Annotated in this window: 11 protein-coding genes and 1 pseudogene; 2 read left to right on the forward strand and 10 right to left on the reverse strand. The window is 62.2% G+C overall.

Annotation, left to right across the window (positions count from 1 at the left end; all coding sequences use genetic code 11):
- Positions 1-3 precede the first annotated feature (3 nt).
- Positions 4-840 (reverse strand): class I mannose-6-phosphate isomerase, encoded by an 837-nt coding sequence (locus tag VMR39_RS11105; protein ID WP_325416038.1) that lies wholly within the window; start codon positions 838-840, stop codon positions 4-6.
- Positions 837-1,760 carry an ROK family protein gene (locus tag VMR39_RS11110; RefSeq protein ID WP_325416039.1) on the reverse strand — a complete coding sequence of 308 codons (924 nt, stop codon included), beginning with the start codon at positions 1,758-1,760 and terminating at the stop codon, positions 837-839. Before VMR39_RS11110 ends, VMR39_RS11105 begins: the two co-directional genes overlap by 4 nt.
- Positions 1,761-1,968: 208 nt before the next feature.
- On the opposite strand from VMR39_RS11110, the gene VMR39_RS11115 reads away from it, so the two are divergent.
- Positions 1,969-3,330, forward strand: a complete 1,362-nt coding sequence (locus VMR39_RS11115; protein ID WP_325416040.1) for a sugar porter family MFS transporter — start codon at positions 1,969-1,971, stop codon at positions 3,328-3,330.
- 45 nt (positions 3,331-3,375) lie between these two features.
- Positions 3,376-4,590, forward strand: coding sequence for an ROK family transcriptional regulator (locus VMR39_RS11120; RefSeq protein ID WP_325416041.1), 1,215 nt, complete (start codon positions 3,376-3,378; stop codon positions 4,588-4,590).
- A 4-nt stretch (positions 4,591-4,594) separates the two neighbouring features.
- Here VMR39_RS11120 and VMR39_RS11125 read toward each other — a convergent pair whose 3' ends face one another.
- The 8 genes and pseudogenes from VMR39_RS11125 to VMR39_RS11165 all read right to left on the reverse strand — a co-directional run bounded on the left by VMR39_RS11125 (position 4,595) and on the right by VMR39_RS11165 (position 20,992).
- The gene (locus VMR39_RS11125; protein ID WP_325416042.1) at positions 4,595-6,916 is read right to left on the reverse strand and encodes a GH92 family glycosyl hydrolase; all 2,322 of its coding nucleotides are present in this window, start codon (positions 6,914-6,916) and stop codon (positions 4,595-4,597) included.
- Between the two features lie 16 nt (positions 6,917-6,932).
- On the reverse strand, positions 6,933-8,378 hold the full coding sequence (locus tag VMR39_RS11130) for a glycoside hydrolase family 125 protein (protein ID WP_325416043.1): 1,446 nt from the start codon (positions 8,376-8,378) through the stop codon (positions 6,933-6,935).
- A 28-nt stretch (positions 8,379-8,406) separates the two neighbouring features.
- Positions 8,407-10,785: a GH92 family glycosyl hydrolase gene (locus tag VMR39_RS11135; RefSeq protein ID WP_325416044.1), complete on the reverse strand. Its 2,379-nt coding sequence runs from the start codon at positions 10,783-10,785 to the stop codon at positions 8,407-8,409.
- A gap of 12 nt (positions 10,786-10,797) precedes the next feature.
- A pseudogene (locus VMR39_RS11145) lies at positions 10,798-11,867 on the reverse strand (glycoside hydrolase family 43 protein).
- Positions 11,868-11,934: 67 nt separating this feature from the next.
- The gene (locus VMR39_RS11150; protein WP_325416046.1) at positions 11,935-14,913 is read right to left on the reverse strand and encodes a TonB-dependent receptor; all 2,979 of its coding nucleotides are present in this window, start codon (positions 14,911-14,913) and stop codon (positions 11,935-11,937) included.
- Positions 14,914-15,103: 190 nt separating this feature from the next.
- Positions 15,104-17,032, reverse strand: a complete 1,929-nt coding sequence (locus VMR39_RS11155) for a glycoside hydrolase family 2 protein (RefSeq protein WP_325416047.1) — start codon at positions 17,030-17,032, stop codon at positions 15,104-15,106.
- Positions 17,033-17,034: 2 nt separating this feature from the next.
- Positions 17,035-19,398 (reverse strand): GH92 family glycosyl hydrolase, encoded by a 2,364-nt coding sequence (locus VMR39_RS11160; protein WP_325416048.1) that lies wholly within the window; start codon positions 19,396-19,398, stop codon positions 17,035-17,037.
- A gap of 346 nt (positions 19,399-19,744) precedes the next feature.
- Positions 19,745-20,992, reverse strand: a complete 1,248-nt coding sequence (locus tag VMR39_RS11165) for a glycoside hydrolase family 16 protein (RefSeq protein WP_414712496.1) — start codon at positions 20,990-20,992, stop codon at positions 19,745-19,747.
- Positions 20,993-21,261: the final 269 nt, after the last annotated feature.

The following is a 21,261-nucleotide window of genomic DNA, read 5'->3' on the forward strand; positions in this document are numbered from 1 at the left end:
TTTTCATCCGACTTGAGGACGGCGGTCCAATGGTGCCGGTCGCGCGAGGAGGGCATGGAGCGCCTGCTCGACGGACAGGTCGGCCCCCGAGTCGATCAGCCAGCATTCGCCCGCCTGCCAGGGCTGTCCGTCGATCAGGCCTCGACCAAGCAGCGGGACGAACCAGCAGAGGCCATCGCCCAAGCGGAGCGTCTCTCCGGCCGGGCTGACCAGGTTTTCGAGCGAAAAGGGCGCGCGCTGTTCGTCGACCAACAGGGCAGACGCCTCGCTTGAGACACGCTGTTGCGGCAGCGCATAGGGTTCGGGCCGGCTGACCGCCAATCCGTCGTCCAGATGCAGTTCGCGCGGACGGCCATAATCGTAGAGGCGGTATGTGACGTCGTTATTCTGCTGCACCTCCACCAGAGTGAGGCCGCCGCCGATCGCATGAATGGTGCCGGCGGGGATATAGTAGAAGCTGCCCGATCGAACGGGCTTCCAGTCCATCAACTCCTCTATCGATCCGTCGATCACGGCGGCACGCAATCTGTCGGTATCGATCGGTCGGCGCAAACCGATGCCCAGCCGCGCGTCGCCCTGCGTATCGAGCACATACCAGCATTCGGACTTTCCGCCTGCCAGGCCTCGCGCCTGCGCCTGATCATCGTCGGGATGGACCTGGATCGACAGTCGCGCACTGGTGAAGAGATATTTGACCAGCAGCGGCTGGGCCAGGCTTTCAGGCCCGGTGAACCAGACTTCGCCGATGCGTTGCCCGTGCGTCGCACCATAATTGGCCGGGATGTCGTCCCGTCCCCAAGGCTTTTCAACAATATGAGGCGTCAGGCGATAACAGGTCACACGAGCGCATCCTTCAAAGCTGTTGCGGCTAGGGCGATGGCGCCCAGCGGGCCTGCCTGCCCGCCCAATTCCGGTAGCACGATATAGGGCGCGACGGTGGGCAACGCCATGTAGCCGTTGAGACTGTCGAGCAGCGCCGCGTTGATACGGGGCAGAAGATGGGGCTGGCCGACAATCACACCGCCGCCCATGGCGATGCGCAATGGTCCGGTGCTGCACACCAGCGCGTGCGCCATGCCTGCCAGCGCATCGACAATCGGCATCCAGACCGGATCGTCCGGTCGCACGTCGGCGAGCGATCGGCCGCCCAGTCGCGCGGCCAGGGCCGGGCCGGCGGCCAGTCCCTCGACGCAATCGGCATGATAGGGGCAAGTGCTGATGAAATCGTCGCCGGACAGGCGAGGGATGCGGATATGGCCGACCTCGCTATGGCCGATGCCGCGGGTCGGCGCGCCATGGACGATGAGTCCGACCCCGACCCCGGTGCCGACCGTGACATAGGCAAAGTCCCGCAAGCCGCGGCCACTGCCCCACAGCATTTCCGCCATCGCCGCACCATTGACATCTGTATCGAAGGCAGCGGGTACGTCGAAGGCGCCAGCCAGCGTGCCCACGATGTCGGCATCGGGCCAGCCCGGCTTGGGCGTAGCGAGGACATGGCCGTAGCCCGGAGAGGCGGGATTGATGTCGACCGGCCCGAAGGACGCGAGGCCAAGTGCGGAAAAGCCCTGCTGCCCGTTCCATTCCCGCAGGATAGCGAGAAGAGCGGACAATGTTTCGTCCGGCTGTGTGGTGGGAATGATCCGCTGGTCGAGCACGGCATCGGGCGCAGTCGCGAGGGTGCAGATGCATTTGGTGCCGCCCAGTTCGATTCCAGCCAGCGGACGGGCCAGTGGAGGATGATCCGGTAGATTATACATGGATGGAGATCATGAAATGAACAGCGAGTTGGACAGTCGAATCCGTCCGGCGCCCGACCATGGCGCCCTTGCCTCTTCCCACATTCATTCTCCTTCTTGCCCCGCGAAAGGAAGGCATTAAGCCATTCATACTGGCGCCTCTCAATTAATACATTAAATTGCATTATTCAATAAAACATTCGACTGGCTGCTGGTGGAGAGAGGATATATGGCACGTCAAATGAGGGGATCTGCGCATAAAGGTGCCGTAATCGCGGCGGCGCTCGGCGGCCTGTTGTTCGGTTTCGACACGGCGGTCATCGCTGGCGTTACCCATGCGCTGACCGACAGCTTCGCCCTGACGCCATCGGGCCTTGGCGCGGCCGTATCCGCAGCGCTGATAGGCACGCTGATCGGCGCGCTCGGGGCAGGATCGCCGGGCGACCGTTACGGCAGCCGGGCGGTGCTCATCTGGATCGGCATCGCCTACATCATCTCCGCTATCGGCTGCGCGCTGAGCGGCAATTTGCCGCTGTTCATCGCGTTCCGCCTGCTGGGCGGCCTGGCGATCGGCGGATCATCCGTGCTGGCGCCGGTCTATATTGCGGAGATCAGCCCATCCGACAAACGCGGGCGACTGGTTGCGTCCTTCCAGCTCAGCATCGTGATCGGCATATTGGCTGCCTATCTCAGCAACGCGCTGATCGGGCTGGCGAGCGACGCACCCGATCTCTGGCGGATCAAACTGGGCGTGGCGGCCCTGCCGGCCGGTCTGTTCCTGATCCTGCTGTTGCGCATCCCGGACAGCCCCCGCTGGCTGTTGCAGCGCGGGCGTCCCGACGATGCGCGACGCGCCATCGACCAGCTTGCCATGGCCGATGCGGACATGCTGATGAACAGCGCGCCGGCCGCCGCCAGGGCATCGCAACCCGATCGCCTGTCCTGGCGCGCGCATCGCACGCCCATCCTGCTAGCCATCGCCATCGCCGCGTTCAACCAATTGTCGGGGATCAACGCGATCCTTTATTATCTGGGTGACATATTCGCCATGGCGGGGTTCAGCAGCCTGTCCGCCGACCTGCAATCGGTCGCCATCGGCATTGCCAATCTGGCCGCGACACTGATCGGCATGACGATGATCGATCGGGTGGGACGCCGACCGCTGCTGCTGATCGGCGCGGCGGGGACGGCCGTGGCGTTGGCGGGGGTGGCCACCATCTATACGCTGGATCGGGGGCAGGCGTTGCTGCTGCCTATGCTGATCTCCTTCATCCTCTTCTTCGCGCTGTCGCAGGGCGCCGTCATCTGGGTCTATCTGTCCGAAATCTTTCCGACCGCCGTTCGCGCGCGCGGGCAGGCGTTGGGCAGCGCGGTACATTGGGGGCTGAATGCTGCCATCGCTTTCGGTTTCCCTATCGTGGCGCAGGGATCGCGGGCGGCGCCCTTCTGGCTATTTTCGATCGCGATGATCGCGCAACTGCTGGTGGTGTGGCGATATTTTCCCGAAACTCGCGGTTCCAGATTGGAAGATGGGCCATTGACCGGTGATGCCCGGCATGGGAAGCCGCCTTATGACGATCACGCGCATTGATGCAGTCACCGCCCGGCTCGCAGGCGACCCAGAAGGAGACCGGGCATGACGGAGGCATCATATAGGCCCCGCCTGTCGGGCACCAATCTGGAGCGGGCGGCCGACCATAATCAGCGCATCACGCTGCACGCCATCCGTGTGTGCGGCATGTTGACCCGTGTCGAACTGGCCCGCATCACCGGCCTGACCGCGCCTGCCATCGCCAACATCACCAAGCGGCTGTTGCAGGACGGCCTGATCGAGGAGGCCGGCCAGCGGCGTGGCGGGCGCGGCCAGCCGCCGACCAAGCTGGTGATACGCAGCGACGCCTGCTATTCCGTCGGCATCAATATCGACCGCGATCATATCACCATCGTCCTGGTCGATTTCGCCGGCAAGACTCTGGCGCGTGTCAGCGAAGATATCGACTATGCGTTGCCGCCCCATGTGCAGGCGCTCTATCATGCGTCGATCGACGGCATGTTGCAGCGCGCGGGCGTCGATCCGGCCAAGCTGGTGGGCATTGGCGTAGCGGTGCCTGACGATCTGGGATCGGTCGACCTGCCTGGTCGTCCGGCGGCCTATGGCGAATGGAACAGCGTCGAGATGAGCGCGCTGTTTTCCGGTCCGCACGGTCCGCCTGTCTTCGTGGAAAATGACGCCGCCGCCGCCGCCATGGGCGAAATGCAGCTGGGCATGGGGCAGAAGATCAACAGCTTCTTTTATATCCTGCTGTCGTCGGGCCTGGGCGGCGGGCTGGTGATCGACGGCAATTATGTGCGCGGCGCCAATGGGCGCAGCGGGGAGATCGGCTTCATGCAGGCGCACCGGATCGAAGGCGGGGCCGACGCGCAGTTGCAGAATATCGTGTCGCTTTCGGCCCTGGCCAGGGCCCTGACCGAGGAAGGCTATCGTCTGGAGGATGCCTTTGGCGGTGCGATACCGGAAGCAGCGGCCTGCGCGGATGGCTGGATCGATATGGCGGCGCGGCAACTGGTCGAGCCGTTGGCGGCGGTCAATTGTCTGGTCAATCCGGCGGCGGTGCTGGTGGGTGGACGCCTGCCGGCGACGCTGGTCGAATTGCTGGCGGAGCGGGTCAACGCGCATTTGCAGGTGATGGCGGCTAACCTGCCATCCTTGGCGCCCGTGGCGCGCGCGACATTGTCAGAGGACGCGCCCGCCGTGGGGGCAGCCATTCTGCCATTCAGCCATTTCCTGTTGCCAAAGCCCGGCGCCCTGTGGAAGGTGCCACATAATATGGGCACCGATAGCGAGGTTTGATCGCTCAACTGCGCTGGCGATCGAAGGATGGCGGGCGGTGTTGCGGGGCCGCCCCGAAGCGGGAGGGCTTCGGTCCCATGCCGAACAGCAGTTCGCCGCCGCTGATCAGATCGGCATGGCTGATCCAGTTGCGGTCATAGGGACGGCCGTTCCACCGGACCGACTGGACATAGGGGCGATCCGGACCATTGCCGCTGGCTTTGATCTTCAGGCGACGGCCATTGCCCAGATCCACATTCGCCTCATCGAACAGGGGCGAGCCGAACACGTAGATCGCACTTACCGGGTCGACCGGGTAGAAGCCCAGGGCGCTCAACACGAACCAGGCGCTCATCTGGCCGCAATCGTCATTGCCGATCACGCCGTCCGGGGCAGCCTTGTACATCTCCGTCAGCAGGCGACGGACCATGGCCTGCGTCTTCCACGGCGCGCCGCAATAAGCGTAGAGATAGGCGGCATGTTGGTCCGGTTCATTGCCATGGGCATATTGGCCGACCAGCCCGCTGATGTCGGGCGGCGCATTGTCCGGAAGGGTCGATGGCGCGGTGAAGAAGGCATCCAGTTTCCGCTCAAACGCGGCGTCGCCGCCGAAATGGTCGATCAGGCCGTAAATGTCATGCTGTGTCAGGAAGGTCGCCTGCCAGCCATTGGCCTCCGTATAGTCGCGCTGACGTTTCGGATCGTGGCCGATCTGGATCGGGTCATAGGCCTGCCACCAGCTGCCGTCCGCAAAACGCGGGCGGGCGAAGCCGATTTTCGGATCGATGACGTTGCGCCAGTTGCGGCTGCGTGCTTTCAGCGTCGCGGCATCCGCGCTCGCACCCGCCGTCTGCGCCAGTCGCGCCATCGCCCAGTCGTCATAGGCATATTCCTGCGTGCGGCTGACCGACTCCCATATCCTGTCGGCGGGGATGTAGCCAAGATCGTAATAGAAGCCCCGGCCCAGCGTGCTGTCGATATCCGGCATGGTGCGATCGAAGGCGCGACGGCGAATGTTGGGCCAGGCTGCGGCATAATCCGCCCTGATCCCCTTGGCCTGCGCTTCGGCCAGAACCGACACGGCGTGCCAGCCGATCATGCAGCCGGTTTCCTTGCCCTGAAGCGGCCAGACCGGCGGGCCATACGGGCTTTCCCGCGTCTGGCGGACGAGATCGCGGGTCATCAGCGCAGCGCGTTCGGGCTGGATGATGGTCAGCAGCGGATGCAGCGCGCGATAGGTGTCCCAGAGGGAATAGGCGGTAAAGGCGCGTTCGCCCTGCGGCAATGTGCGGACCTTGCCGTCGAGGCCCATGGTGCGGCCGTCGCGGTCAACGAACAATTGCGGCGCAAGCAGGCAATGATAGAGGGCGCTGGCCATGATGGTGCGCTGGTCGGCGGTGCCGCCGTTGACCGTGACACTGGACAGTTCCTGGTTCCATGCGGCGCCCGCTTTCGCGCGGGCGGCGTCGAAATCCCAGTCCGGCGCTTCACCTGTCAGCGCCGCCTTCGCGCCCGCGACGTCCACAGCGGAAATCCCGGTTCGAATCTGGATCGGCTGGCCGCCGGCCTCATCGAAGAAAAAGGCGACTTTCAGCCGCTGACCCTTCGCCGATCGCGCATCCTTTGGCAGGGACTTGTCGCCGTCGCCGAAAAATTCGACGCGGTCGGGCTTGCGCGATAGTTGAAGCGCGAAGTGGATATGCCGTCCCTCTGCCCAGCGGAAGACCTGACGGCTACCGGTCAGCATGCCGTCTTCGGAGAAGGTGAGCGATGCGTTCTCGATGCGGATCGGCTCGTCGGGTTTCTCCTGCTTGCAATGGGCGAAATCGATCAGAATATGCCCATCGCCAGCCGGGAAATGATAGCGGTGCAGGCCCGTGCGTTCCGTCACGGTGAGTTCGGCCAGCACGCCCGATTCCAGCTTCACCCGATAATAGCCCGGTTCCGCCTGCTCATCCGAGAAGCGCTGGCGATAGCCTTCATCGGGCTTGCCGACCGGGCCGGGTCGCAGGTGCAGCGGTCCGCGCGTCGGCACTACCAGCACGTCCAGCATGTCGCCGATGCCGGTGCCCGAAAGATGGGTATGGGAAAAGCCCATGATCGAGCCGTCATCGACATGATAGCCCGAACAGGCGTCCCAGCCGGCATCGTTGGTGTCCGGCCCCAGCTGCACCATGCCGAAGGGCATGGAGGGGCCGGGGAAGGTATGACCATGACCGCCGGTACCGATGAACAGGTCCGGACGGGCGGCCGTCGGGCTCTGCGCCATGGCGATCTTTGGCAGGGTGGTGCCAAGCGCGGCGATCCCCGCGCCGGCCAGAAGCTGGCGGCGATTGGTGGTCATCATTCTCTTTCCTCCCCGCTTATGCGAAGCGTTCGGCCAGCAGCGCAGGCTTGCGCCGTTCCAGATCCAGGATCAGGTCGCCGAACAGGCCGTTGGCCCAGGCGAACCAGGACCGGGTGAACTTCGCCGGATCATCCTTGTGGAAGCTTTCGTGCATGAAGCCGGTGCCGCCATGGGTGCTTCTGAGCCAGGTCAGGCACTGTCGAATGGTTGCATCATCCCCGCTGTTGAGCGCGCGGGTGACGATCGACATCGGCCAGATCATGTCCATGCCGATATGCGGACCGCCTATGCCCTGCGCCGCCGATCCGGAAAAGAAATAGGGGTTGCGGTCGCTCCAGGCGCGTGCTGCCGTGCGTTGCCAGAGCGGGTCTGCGCGATCGGCCGCGCCCAGCAAAGGCAGGCCCGACAGGCTGGGCACATTGGCGTCATCCATGAAGATCGCATTGCCAAAGCCGTCGACCTCGAACGCCCAGACCTTGCCACCACGGCCGTCATCCATCTGGCCATGCGCCCTGAGCGCTGCCTCCACCTCCGCCGCCAGCGCAGCGCATTCCTGCGCCGCATCCGCATCGCCGCGCGCTTCGTTCAGCACCTGCGCCAGCATTCGCAGCGCCGAGACGGCGAACAGGTTGGACGGGATCAGAAAGGGATAGAGGCAGGCATCGTCGGATGGACGGAAGCCGGAATGGATGAGGCCCACCTTGCGCGTGGGAGCGCCAAAGCCATCGAACATCAGGGTTTCGGTCGGCGACTTGTCGATGCGCTGGAAATGATAGGGGCCGGGGCCGTCCTTGCGCTGCTGTTCGCGCAAGGTGGCAACGGCGAGCGCCATCGCCTTCGCCCAAAGCGCGTCGAACGGCGCCTTGTCGCGGGTCGCGGTCCAATAGGCATGGGCAAGGCGCATCGGATAGCAAAGGCTGTCTATCTCCCATTTCCGTTCCGCGACGCCCGGCTTCATATCGGTCCTGTCGGAAATGGCCGGCAGACTGGACCGGGATGCCGGGTCTTTCATGAAGGCGTTGGCATAGGGATCGATCAGGATGCAGCGCGCCTGCCGCTGGATCAGGCCATGGAACAGGCGGCGCAAATCCGCATCCCTGGGCGTCAGATGGACATAGGTCTGCAACTGCGCTGAACTGTCCCGCAGCCAGAGTGCGTCAATGTCGCCGGTGATGACGAAGGCATCGGGCCGGCCGTCCACCACACCCATCTCAGCCGTGGTGTCGAGCGTGTTGGGATAGCAATTTTCGAACAGCCATGCGATCTCCGGGTCGGCGATCCTGGCCTTTACCCGCGCGATCTCCGCCTCCACCGCCTTGCTGACGAAGCGGCGCTGCCCCTTGGGCGGGCGTTTCGACGGGAAGACGCTGGCACTGGCGGCCCCGGGGGAGGGGGAGGGGATAGTGGCGGCCAGTGCCAGCGCTCCGGCGCCGGCGATGATGTCTCGGCGACGGAAGCTCATCGGGTCATTCCTCTCTCGTTTCTTGTCGTTACTTGGGCTTGCTCATGGAAAAGGGGGCATCGGCCTTGGCCGCGCCCCATTGCTCATTGGGTTTCGGTCCCATGACGAAGCGCAGGGTGCCGCCCTTCTGAAGCTCTTCGCGCGGCAGCCATGGCTTGTTCCAGACCTGGCCGTTCAGCGTCACCGACTGGATATAGACATTGTCGGCACTGTTATTCTCCGCCTCGACCATTAGCTTCCTCCCGCCCGGCATGGTTAGCGTGACGCGGCGGAAGAGCGGGCTACCGATCGCATATTGACCCACGGTGGGCGTGACCGGATAGAAGCCCAGGGCGGAGAAGACGTACCAGGCAGACGTCTGGCCGTTATCCTCGTCCCCCGGATAGCCGTCTGGCGTCGGAGCATAGAGTTTGCGCATGACGTCGCGGACATGGAATTGCGTTTTCCACGGGGTACCGGCCCAGTCGTAGAGATAGGTCATATGCTGGATCGGCTGGTTGCCATGGGCATATTGGCCCATGTCGACAATCTGCATCTCGCGGATTTCGTGGATCACCTGCCCATAATAGCTGTCGTCGAAAATCGGCGGCGTGGTGAAGATGCTGTCGAGGCGATCGACGAACTTCCGGTCGCCGCCCATCAGGTCGATCAGGCCCTGCACATCCTGCATCACCGACCAGCTATAATGGAGCGCATTGCCTTCGGTGAAGGCGTCTCCCCATTTATAGGGGCTGAAATTGGCCGACCACGAACCGTCCTTGTTGCGGCCGCGCATCCAGCCACTCTGTGCGTCGTACAGCTTGCGATAATTCTGTGCGCGGGCCGCGTAAAGCTTCGCATCCGCCGTCTTGCCCAGCTGGGTAGCGAGGCGCGACAGGGCGAAATCGGCGGTCGCATATTCCAGCGTGCGGGCAGCATTTTCATTGATGCCGACATCATAGGGCACATAGCCCAGCTGGTTATAATATTCGACGCCCTCGCGTCCCACGGCGGTCAGCGTCTTGCCCTTGGCGTCGGTCGGTCGACCCCTGGAAGTAGTGGCGTTCTTGACCATCGCTTCATAGAGCGTGTTGACGTCGAAGCCGCGCACGCCATTGGCATAGGCGTCGGCGATCAGGATCGCGCTGTTGGAGCCGATCATGACATTGCGATGGCCGGGGCTGGCCCATTCGGGCAGCCAGCCGGATTCCTTGTATGTATTGGCCAGCCCCTGCATGATCTCGCCATCGCGCTCCGGATACATGAGCGCGAAGAAGGGGAAGACCGCGCGCCAGGTGTCCCAGAAGCCATTGTCGGTATAGAGCGGGCCGGGATGCACCTTCCCGTCATAGGGGCTATAGTGAACCTGGCGTCCCTGACCATCTATCTCATGGAAATTTCGGGGAAATTGCAGCATTCGGTAGAGCGCGGAATAGAAGGTGCGGCGATTGTCGACGTCAGGATCGTCGACCGCGATGCGCTGGAATTCCTGTTCCCAGACCTGCTTGGCCTTTTCCTTCGTCGTGTCGAAATCGTCGTTGCCGACTTCGCTCGCCAGATTGCGCAGCGCCTGTTCCGGACTGATGAAGGATGAGGCGACCTTGACGCCGATCTGCTCGCCTTTCTGCGTCTTGAAGCTGACCACCGCGCCGACATGGTCGCCCTCGCGCTGTGCGATCGCGGCCAGCGTACCCTTCTCATCCCAAGTCTGACCGACCGTGAAATCATGGTCAAATTCCGCCACGAAATAGTTGCGGAAATTATCCGGCACACCGCCCTTGTTATTGCGGACATAGCCTGTGATGCGGCGGTTGGCGGCGTCGACCTTCACCATCGAGCCGCCGGCATAGGCGTCGAGCAGGATATGGGCCTGGTCGCTCTGCGGGAAAGTGAAGCGGAACTGGGCTGCGCGGTTGGTCGGCGCGACCTCTGCCGTCACATCATAATCGGCCAGATAAACCTTGTAGCCATAAGCGCGGCTTTCTTCTGCCTTGTGGCTGTACCAGGAGGCGCGTTCTTCTTCCTTGACCTTGACCGTTCCGGTTTCCGCGAACAGCGCGAAGGCGGCATAATCGCCCATCCAGGGGCTGGGCTGATGGGTCTGCTTGATGCCGTTTATCTTGTGTTCGTCATAGGTGTAGCCCCAGCCATTGCCCATCTTTCCGGTGACGGGGGTCCAGAAATTCATCCCCCATGGCACGGCGACCGCCGGATAGGTGTTGCCATAGGAGAGTTCATAGCTGCTGTCCGTGCCCATCAGCGGGTTGGCCAGATCGACCAGCGCCGTAGGGGAGGGCGCCGCATCCTGTCCGTTCGTCGCCCCGCTTTCGGCCCCGATCCCTGCCGTCGTCAGCGCCAGAAGCGACGCTCCGAGGATCAGCTTCATCGCACCACGGCCAATCGCCCTACGCATGGTCTTCACACCCATCTCCCGGCTGTTTCATTTGCGCTGCTTTCTCATTTTTCTGGGCGGTTGCTGCGGCGCAACGCCTTCGTTCGTCATCACCACCGGGCGGATGCTGCCATCGGCATCGAATGTCAGGCGCTCGATCGCGACCTGCCGATGCTCACCGACATCGTCGCCCAGTGGGCGGCGATGATAGGCGATGAACCAGTCGTCCGTTCCAGGAATGTTGAGCACGGAATGATGCCCCGCGCCGCGCGCGATCCTGAAATCCTGCGCCAATATCCGTCCGCGCGATGTGAATGGCCCGGTGGCGGTCGGGCCGGTCGCATAGGCGACGCTATAGTCGGGCCGGTCCAGCCGCCTTCGGACCACATGAAATAATAGACGCCCTTGCGCTTGATGAGGAAGCTGCCTTCGACATAGCCCGGCGGCGTGATTTCCTTGTAAGTCGTGCCATCCTCGAACGGAATTACGGTACGCATATCCGCGCTGAGCCGCACGACATTGCAATGCTTCCAGCCGCCGTAGAACAGATAGATCTGCCCATCTTCGTCGCGATAGACGAAGGGATCGATCGGTTGGGCGCCATTGTGAAACTTGTCGATCAGCGGTTTACCGATCGCATCGCGGAACGGACCACCCGGACTGTCGCTGACGGCGAGGCCGATGCCGCCTGTTTCGTCGTCATTCTGAATGTCGTTGGCGCTGAAGAACATATAATAGCGCCCGCCCTGTTCGATGACCGATGGCGCCCAGATCGCCTTGTAGGCCCAGGGGATGGTGGCGACGTCGAGCACATGGCTGTGCTTTTTCCAATGCACCAGATCGGGTGACGAGAAAGCGTTGAAGAAGGTCTGGTAGAGATAGGAAGGGCGGATCGAACTGGCCTTTCGCGCCTGGTCCTGTGCCGGCGTGAAGGCCTTGGTCAGGTCCGGCGCGCCGTCATGATCGGAATAGGTGGGGTAGATCCAATATTGCCCGTCAAAGGCACGGATTTCCGGATCGGCATAATAGCCCGGCAAGGCCGGATTCCCCGCGATTGCCGCCACTGGCAACAGCGCCGCGCCGATCAGGACCAGGGCGGATATGCGACCGAGGATCATTGTTGCTCCCTTATCGAAAAGCGGAGGTGGGCGCGTGCAGTCGCCCACCTCCTTCGGTGCGACCCGATCAGAAATTATAGGTCACGCCGACATAGGCACGCCGCCCGGCATAGACATTAGAATAGAAACGATCCTTCGTGTCATTGCCAAGATGCTGCCGCTGTTCCGATTTGGTCAGGTTGATGACCGACGCTGTCAACGACAGTTTCTCGTTGATATTGTATGAGGCGTTCAGGTCGACCTGCTCATAGGGATCGTCATAGATGTTGAGACCGGACGCGATGCCGCGCACCACCTTGCCACGGCGATTATAGGACGCGCGAAGCAGGAACTTGTCAGTTTCCCAGAAGACCGACGCATTGAGCTGGGTCTTCGCGCTGCCGACCAGCGGCGAAGTGCCCACCGCCTGCCCGTCCAGCGCGATCTCCGCCACCGACGTATCGTTATAGGTGAAATTCACCTGCGCGCCGAGCCCGAAGGACAGCGTATGCTGGGCATAGACTTCGATGCCCTGCGACTTCGCCTTGGATCCGTTTGCCTGGGTCGAATATTGCTGCACAACCACTTGTTCACCCGCAACGGTCTGCGTGAGGTCAAGGACCAGCGGCACGATGAAGTCCGACACATCCTTGCGGAACAGCGTCGCGCCGAGCACCGAACCCTGATGGAAATACCATTCGATGCCAAGATCATATTGCCAGGCGGAGAAAGGCTTCAGGTCGAAATTGCCGCCGTTGCCGAACCAGCCGGGACGCGCGCCGAACTGCTGGCGATCATAGACGAAGGCGTCGGAATTGAAGGTCAACGATCGCGCGCCGGCCAGATCATTATAGCCCGGCCGCGCAATCACCTTCGACACTGCGCCGCGCAGCATGAGGTCGGGGCGGACTTCCCAGGACACGTTGAAGCTGGGCAGGAAATCCGTGTAGCTCTTCGATTCGTCGACCGCGCTGAAGACGCGCCGTTCGCGGTCGTCTAGCGGGATCACCAGGCAGTTGCCATCCGCGCCCTGCGGCGGCGGCGAGAAGGGGCCGCCGGGTCCGTTGACGCAATAATCATCCTGATAATAAAGTGTGTCGGTCGATCGGCCGGTCTGCTTCGTATTGACGATGCGCAGACCAAGATTGCCGCGCAGCGTGTCGGTCTTGAAATTGACCTGCGCATAGCCGGCCCAGATCTTTTCCCCGATATGGTAAAGATTCTGGTCCTCTTCCACCCGCACATAATCACCATATGTGTTGTTGAGATAATCCAGATAATTGTTGAAGTTGATGCCGGGGAAGGAACTGGCGGTGAAGCCGCCCGGAATATTGCCCATCGGCTTGTCGTAGAAGAATTCCGGTCGCGCCACTGCTCCGCCCGGCGTATCCTGATAACGGAGCTCGCTGGCCGGATCGGCGTACCATTCCGCCCGGCCAATCTTGCGAGACACCTTGCCGTCGCGCCATTTCGCCCCGACCTGAACGGAATCGATGAAGCCATCGAAGGAGCGGGTCAGGTCGATCTGCGCATATTTCTGCTCGATCATGCTGTTGGTATAGCTGCCGCCAGTTGATCCGACGTCGATCTGGGCAATGCCGTTCATGATATTCTGCTGCAATTCGGGCGAGAATTGCATGTCGACCGAGCCATTCTTGAACGCCCAGTCGCTGACCAGATTGCCGTTGGTATTTTGGGTCGCCGTAGTCAGGCGCGGTTTGGCCGCGACGCTGAAGCGCAGCGAGGGACCGCCGGTCGCGCGAGTCTTGCCGACCACGAAGGAAGCCTTGAACCGGTCATGTTCATATTCGCCGTTGATGTCGAAGGTGTTCGAGGTGATCTTCTCACGGCTATATTGCCCCGAAATCTGTGGCGTTTCCATCGTGCAGGGGGACGCCTGTGCAAGGCATCCCGTGCCGGCGGGCGGGACGGCGAAGTTCGCGCCCTGCAATATGGTGCCGCTGTCATCAAACGTGCCCCCGGTGAAGAAATTTCGATAGCCCCATTCGGGGATCTTCAGCACGTTGGACGTGAAGTTGTTCTTGATCTGGAAGCGGAAATAATTGGCGGTCAGGGTCAGCTCGTCGGTCGGCTTCCACTGAGCCGTCGCCTGAATGCCGAGGCGCTTGCGCTGCTGATCCTGGATCGATTCACTGACCGCTTGCGGCGCCCAATAGCCCGAATAGCGCGTGCCGTCCTGCGCGGTGGCGCCGGTATTTTCCGCCCAATAGGTGATCGCATCATCATTGGCATAGGGATTGCCGTTGATGTCGGTCGCCGGCTCGTTGGCGCGATCATAAGTCCACCAGGACCATGTTTCCGTGCCGGCCGACAGGGTACGGTTGCGTCGTTCCTGATAGGTTGCGCCGACCAATATGCCGAAGGTCTCGTCGGGATTGCGCCAGCTGAGCTGGCCGGACACCTGCGGTTCGAACTTCTTGGACACGTCGGCATAGACGCCCTCGGCCGAGACGAAACCGGTCCATGGCTCCAGATCGAGCGGACGACGCGTCTTGAGAATCACTGTGCCGCCGACGCCGCCTTCATCCAGCCGCGCTTCGGGGGATTTGAAGGTTTCGACGCTGGAGATCATGTTCGCGGGCAGCAGCGTGTAGTTGAACGACCGCGACGGATCGCCGCTGTCGGCAGAGGCGATGAAATTGCCGTTGAGCTGCGTCAGGGTCAGGTCGGAGCTGAGTCCACGGATGCTGACCTTCGATCCTTCGCCGCCATCACGCTCGATGATGACGCCCGGCACGCGCTGAAGCGAGTCAGCGACATTCTTGTCGGGGAACTTGCCGATATCCTCCGCCGTGATGACGTCGACAAAGGCATTGGCTTCACGCTTCTGGCGAAGGCTCTGTTCGATCGACTGACGATAGCCGGTGACGACGATCGTGCCGTCTGGTGCGCTACCCTGTGGCGCGCCCGCAGCCTGTTGCTGTGGCGCCGCCTCCTGCGCCTGCGCGGCGGTGGCCACGCCCATTACGCTGACCGATATCAGCAAAGCGCGCGCCAATCGGGTACGGCCCGAACCAATGCGGGTTTCCTCACATCCAATAGTCATTTCAGCACCCTCCCAGGGCATTGCGGCGGTATCCGCCCTTGTCGATTTTATGATGGACAGAGGCGACGACCCGGAACGGTCCCGACTATCAACCCTACCCATCGCCGATATCAGAATAAAAAAAGCAATTTGTCAATTGAATTAAAAGTTGCGCGATGTTTCGCCTGTCGGGCCGCTTTCCCTGCCGGTTTCAGGGTGTCGATTGCCACAAGGGCGCGGCGATCTTGGCCAACTCCTCCGCTTTCGCCTTGGCCTGTGCGCGGTCATAGGTCAGGAGGCCGTTGATTTCGTCCTCCACATCGCTGGTCTGGGTATAGACGGCGGCGGAAAGGCCATGCTCCCTGGCCTGCCGCACCACCTCCTCCATCTTGCGGCGGTAACGCGTCAGATAGTCGCCGTCGCCGCCCGCGACCTGATAGCTCCACAGCGACTTGCCCGGCTTCCACAAATGCCCCTGCACCGGCAGGCCGACGCCGCCATATTCGCCCAGCACGATCGCGCGGTCGGCATGGCGCGCCGGGACGTGGGGCCTGTCTTCGTAAGTGTGGATGTCGAATACGTCGGATACGCCTGGCGCGACGTCCATCCAGCCACTGTTCGCGTCGACCAGACGGCTGGGATCCAGTCCTTTGACGTAACGGGCCAGCGTCGCACTGTCGAACTGGCCCCAGCCTTCATTGTTGACCACCCAGAGAACGATCGACGGGAAGGCCCGGAGCGAACCGATCATGCGACTGAGTTCATCGACATGGTCGGCCATGGTCGCGGACGGGAAGACTGCCTGTCCCTGGCTGGTCCCGGCGACGAACTGATCCTCACCCCCGCCCGAAGGCATATCCTGCCAGATCATCATGCCCAGCCGATCGGCGTCATGATAATAGCGCGCCGGTTCCACCTTGATATGCTTGCGGACCATGTTGAAGCCCGCCTTTTTCAGGAAGAGGAGATCGCTCTTCATCGCCTCTTCCGACGGTGGGGTCAGCAAGCCGTCGGGCCACCAGCCCTGATCAAGCGTGCCATTGTGGAAAAGCGGCCTGTTGTTGAGCAGAAGCACCGGTTGGCCGCGTACCGGCCCTTCACCCACCGAAATCTTGCGCATGGCGAAATAGGTGTCGACGCTGTCGCGCGTTGCGCCGTCCGGCCGGGCGGCGGCATAGCGGCGCGTTTCCGCGAGGGTGAAGCGCGCATCATAGGCCTTGCGGTCCCGATCCTGTTCTCCGGCATAGGGGTCGCGCACGCTGATGAGTTCCGCCTTCAGGTCGTAGAGAAACGGGTCATCGGGCGACCAGAGATGCGCATTGGGCATCATCAATGTCGCATGGCGATTGCCGCGCAATATGGTGGAAGCGACCAGCTTTCCTCCGCTGCTGGCCGTCAGGCGCACGGCATCGGTGTCGCCCGCCCAATTGCTGAGCGCGACGTCCACCTCCACCACGCCGCGATCGATATCCGCAGTGGCGCGAACATCGGCGATATGGAGCTTGGGCACCGGCTCGATCCATACCGTCTGCCATATGCCGCTGACCGCCGTGTACCAGATGCCGCTGGGCTCCAGCGACTGTTTGCCGCGCGGCTGGGTGCCCGCCGAATTGGGATCGGCTACCTGCACCATCAGTTCGTTCTGGCCCGGCTTCAGATAGTCGGTAATGTCGAGACTGAAGGCGTCGAAACCGCCCTTATGTCCGCCAACCATCGCGCCATTGACCATCACTTGCGCGGCATGGTCGACTGCACCGAAATTCAGCATGATTCGCTGCCCCGCCCAGTCGGCGGGTACGGCGAAGCTGCGCCTGTACCAGAGGCGCTGGTCGGGCGTCAGCTTGCGCGCTACCCGCGACAGGCGGGATTCGACCGGGAAAGGCACCAATATCTGCCCATCCATCTTTTCCGGCCGGGTGAGGGCGGGCGCGGTAATAGCATAGTCCCACAGCCCATTCAGGTTGCGCCACTGTTTGCGCTGCAATTGGGGGCGCGGATAGCTTTGCCAGGCATTGTCCGGCGTCACGGCACGGCCCCAGCTGGTGATGAGATCACTGGTATAGACGGCATCACTCTGCGCCAGCGCGGCTGGAGAGATCCCCATGGACATGGCGAGCAAGACCGGACCGAAAAGGCGCATCCTCATTTCCCCTGTTGGCGTGCATCGGACATGGACGGGGCGGTGGCATCCGCCGCGCTGCCCCATGCCCGATTGGGTTTCGGTCCCATGACGAAGGCGATCTTGGCGCCATTCCTGATGTCGGCATGGCGGAACCACGGCTTCGTCCATGGATTGCCATTCAGCGTCATCGACTGGATGTAGATATTGGTGTCGCTGTTATTCTTCGCGCTGATTTCCAGCGTCTTGCCACCGCCCATCTCCAGCGACACATGGTCGAAGATCGGACTGCCGATCATATAGACGTCGCTGGACGGATCGACCGGGTAGAAGCCCATGGCGCTCATCGCATACCAGGACGACGTCGCGCCCTGATCGTCCATCCCGGCATAGCCATAGCCGGCTGCGTCGCTGCCATACATGTCCTGGAGGATGCGGCGGACCAGCGCCTGCGTCTTCCATGGCTGGCCGGACCAGTCATAATAATAGGGCGCCTGCTGGTCGGGCTGATTGCCATGGACATATTGGCCGACAAGGCCGGTGCAGTCGCGGCAGATGCCTTTTGGTTTGTAGGGGGTGGTGAAGAACTGGTCGAGTTTCGCATTGAAGGCATCGCGTCCACCCAGCAGCGTCATCAGCCCCTTCACATCATGCGGGGCCAGCCATAGCGTCGACCATCCCGATGCTTCCTTCATCATGAAATTATAATAGGGTTCCTGCGGGTCGAAGGGGGTGATCCATTTGCCATCTGCCGTGCGCCCCCGGATGAAGCCGGTCGACCGATCGAACATGTTGGCATAGTTACCAGCCCTTTTCAGGAAACGCTGCTGGTCGTCCGCCTTGCCCAGTCGTCCGGCATAGTCGGCCATCGCATGGTCGTCCCACGCATATTCCATCGTGGTGGCCGCACCCGCCTTGCCGCCGGCATAGGGCGGGCTGGGATTGCCATCCGGCACGATATCCGCAATCCAGCCATTGCGGTCATATTCGGCCAGATAATCGCGCGGTCCCTTGGGATCGGTCGCATTCTTGCGCAGATAGTTCCATACGCCCGCATAATCGAAGGGGATGCCCCGCTTCCACGCGCCCAGATACAGGAACACCGCATTGTCGCCGTGGAAGGAGGTGTTCATATACCCCTTTTCCCGCGCCATCTCATATTCGGACTGCATGATGTCCCGCACCACCTCTGGCTCCATGAGTTCGAGCAGGACGATCTGGTTGCGGCCGGTGTCCCAGAAGGGCACTGGACCGTAGCGATCATGGCCGGCAACCTGCACCTTGCCATTGCTGTCGGTGAAGGGTTCGCCTTTCTGCGCGATCAGCCGGGGGCTGGCGAAGGACTGGAACAGAGTGGAGTAGAAGAGCGATCGCTGCTTTTCCGTGCCGCCGCTCACTTGTACCCGGCCGAGCAACTTGTCCCACACCCCGCGCGCCGCGGCATGGACGGCAGCGAAATTCCAATCCGGCAATTCCTTGCGCAGCCGCTGCGTCGCCTGTTCGTAGCTGGTGCCATGCGCCATGCGTACCAGGATCTTCTCGCCCGCCTTCGTCCGATAGGTGACATAGGCGCCGGCGAAATCGCCTTCGACGCTGCGTTCGCCGGGCGCGACATGCTTGTCGCCTATACCCCATCCCTTTGCGTCGCCCGGCGCCTTGCGAAACACGCCAAGGTCGGAGAAGGGGCGGGAAAATTCCGCTACGAAATATCGGCCGTCGATGGACTCCCGCCCCTTCGACACGCCCCGGATCGTGCTGTCATCCAACACCTCCACCGTGCCGCCATGGCCCAGCAGATTGAGCAGGACGTTCGACCGTTCGCTTTGCGGGAATGTGAACTGCATCAGGCTGGCCCAGCGCGTGCCGGTCAGTTCCACCTGGGTGCGGAACGTGTCGAGATGGACAGAATAATAGCCGGGCGAGGCGACCTCGCGCTTCTTGTCATACCAGCTCTGGCTGTAGGCGGGCGGCGCGGACCAGTCGCCCACGACCGGCATGATGATCGGCTCCGCATTGCCGCCATAGGTCTGGCCGCCGCCGCCGGTGAAGCCGATCATCGTCGGATTGGGATAATGATAGGGCGTCGGCACGCCATTGGGGTAGGTCAGCGCGATATTGTTGTTGACCGGTGCCGTTTCCACCGAAGCGTGCGGCAACCGCGCGCCGGGCGATGTCTGCCCGGAATAGACCGGCTCGCCGGGCGGGGGCGCATTGCCGATCAGTTCCTGCCGATCCAGCGGTGCGGTGCCGACGAGCGGGTTGGCGAGATCGACGCCGCGCTGCGCCGGCGATTGCGCGACAGCAATCTGCGCCACTGTCGCCAGCAGACCCGCCGCGAGTACGCGCCGGCACCGGCGGAAGCGTGAAACCATATGCGTCGAAGCCATGCGCGATCCGCTCTTTCCTCTCCCCGGGCGATCTTGCGCCGCCCGTCCGGGTGGCGCCAATTTATTAAATCAATTTGCTTTGTCAATTCGGAGCGTGAGGAAATCGATATCTTCGCAACGCAGTCGTCCGATCGCGCGCGCCGCCCACTCGTTACGTTGGCCGGTCGGGGATTGCGGCAGATCAGATTGTGCAGGCGGCTCAGGCGGCATCGCGTCGCGGAAAGCGGGACGAGGTCAGCGCCAATGAGCGCATACATGTGTATGGTTCGGAACGGATATAGGCAGGGGCGCAAGCGGTATCCAATGCGTCCGACCGATCCCGGATCGGTCGGACGCGTCCACCATGTCAGTTCGCGTAGACCCGAACGTCCTTCACGATCATGTCGCCGGTCCCGTCCATATAATCGCCGTTGGTTTTCACGGCGACATTCATGATCGGATACCAGCGGAATCCTGCGAACGGATTGACCGCCTGATACGTCTCCTTCGCATCGATGAACCATGTGATATAGTCGGGCTGGATATCGACGGCGAAGCGATGAAAGTCCTTGGTAAAGCCGCCAATGCCGTAAATCTCGTCGGTGTTCGTGAATACGCCCTGCTGGAATGTCCGGGTGATGTTAGCGCCCCCGTGCAGCGTATTGGCCGTGTAACGATCGAAATCCCACCAGGTCTCGAAGCCGAACCCTTCGTAGATATCGATTTCTGGAGGCCAGCCGGACGTCGAGATAAGCCAGAAGGCAGGCCAGGAGCCACGGCGATCGGGCATCCTGGCGGTGAATTCATATTGCCCATAGCCGATCTGCAATGGACGGGTGTTATGGCCGCTCAGCACCACTGAGCCGTAATCATAGCCCACATTGTCCCAGAAGATCGGCTCCTTGAGCTTCTGCGTATGCATGACCAGACCCTGATCGGTGTAACGTAGCGGCGCTTCGATCCCCTTGTCGCGATACACCCAGCCATCAAGATAGACGCCCGTTTCCTGGTTCCCAGGCTGCGAGCGGCCGTTGGGCAGTTTGGTGGACCAGGCCTTGTCATGGCCGGCATCGGACCATTTCATCGTGTCGCGGCTCATGGACCATTGCAGCGCGCCGCTCGGCTCGAATGCGCGCGGCTTTCGCCCATCGACTTGTTCCGCCGTAGCCTGTTGCAGAATGTCGCACTGGACCATGGCACGATCGGTGCCCATCTTCCCGCCCCAGGGCGCTTCGACGAAGCGGACGACGAAGTCAGCCCGCGGGATGCCCAGGATGATCGGGACCGACACCGTCTTCGTCAGTGGGTCGCCCGGTCGGAAGATGACCGATTTGTAGATGCTTCGATAGTTGATGCCCGCAACGCCCCGCACGAGGCCGGTTCCGTCTTCCGTCATCACCCGCGCGATCACGGTGTTGGGCGTCGGCCGGTCGAGCGATATGGGCACATAGGCGACAGTCGAACCGGGGCGGTAGAAGGCCGGACCGATCGATGCGGTGGCCTGTTCGGGATATCGCGTACCGCCGGCAAAGTCGAAGTTCGCGAACGCAGTCGGTGCCACGGCGCTTGAGGCAGCCGATAAAGCCTGGCTGGCCGTTCCAGATGCGTTGGCCATCGTCGATACGCTGTCTGCCGAATTGTCGATCTCCGTGTTCCTGGAAAGCAATGTCGCCAGAGCCAAGTCCCATGGACTGGATGATGCCCCTGCGCTCTTCATCCGGCGCGCCTCGATTATGGCTTCCTTGAGGACGTTGTCGGTTGTGACCGTCGCTGTTGCCGAGGAATTTTGCAGGTTGATCGCTGGAGGAGCGCCCCTTCGCGCCGTTTCGGCTGTGAAGGACAACCCCCACTCACTCAGGCAGACCATTGATGCGCAGGCTAACA

Origin of the sequence: Sphingobium sp. (assembly GCF_035511395.1) — a bacterium.
In the GTDB taxonomy this organism is placed as follows: Bacteria; Pseudomonadota; Alphaproteobacteria; order Sphingomonadales; family Sphingomonadaceae; genus Sphingobium.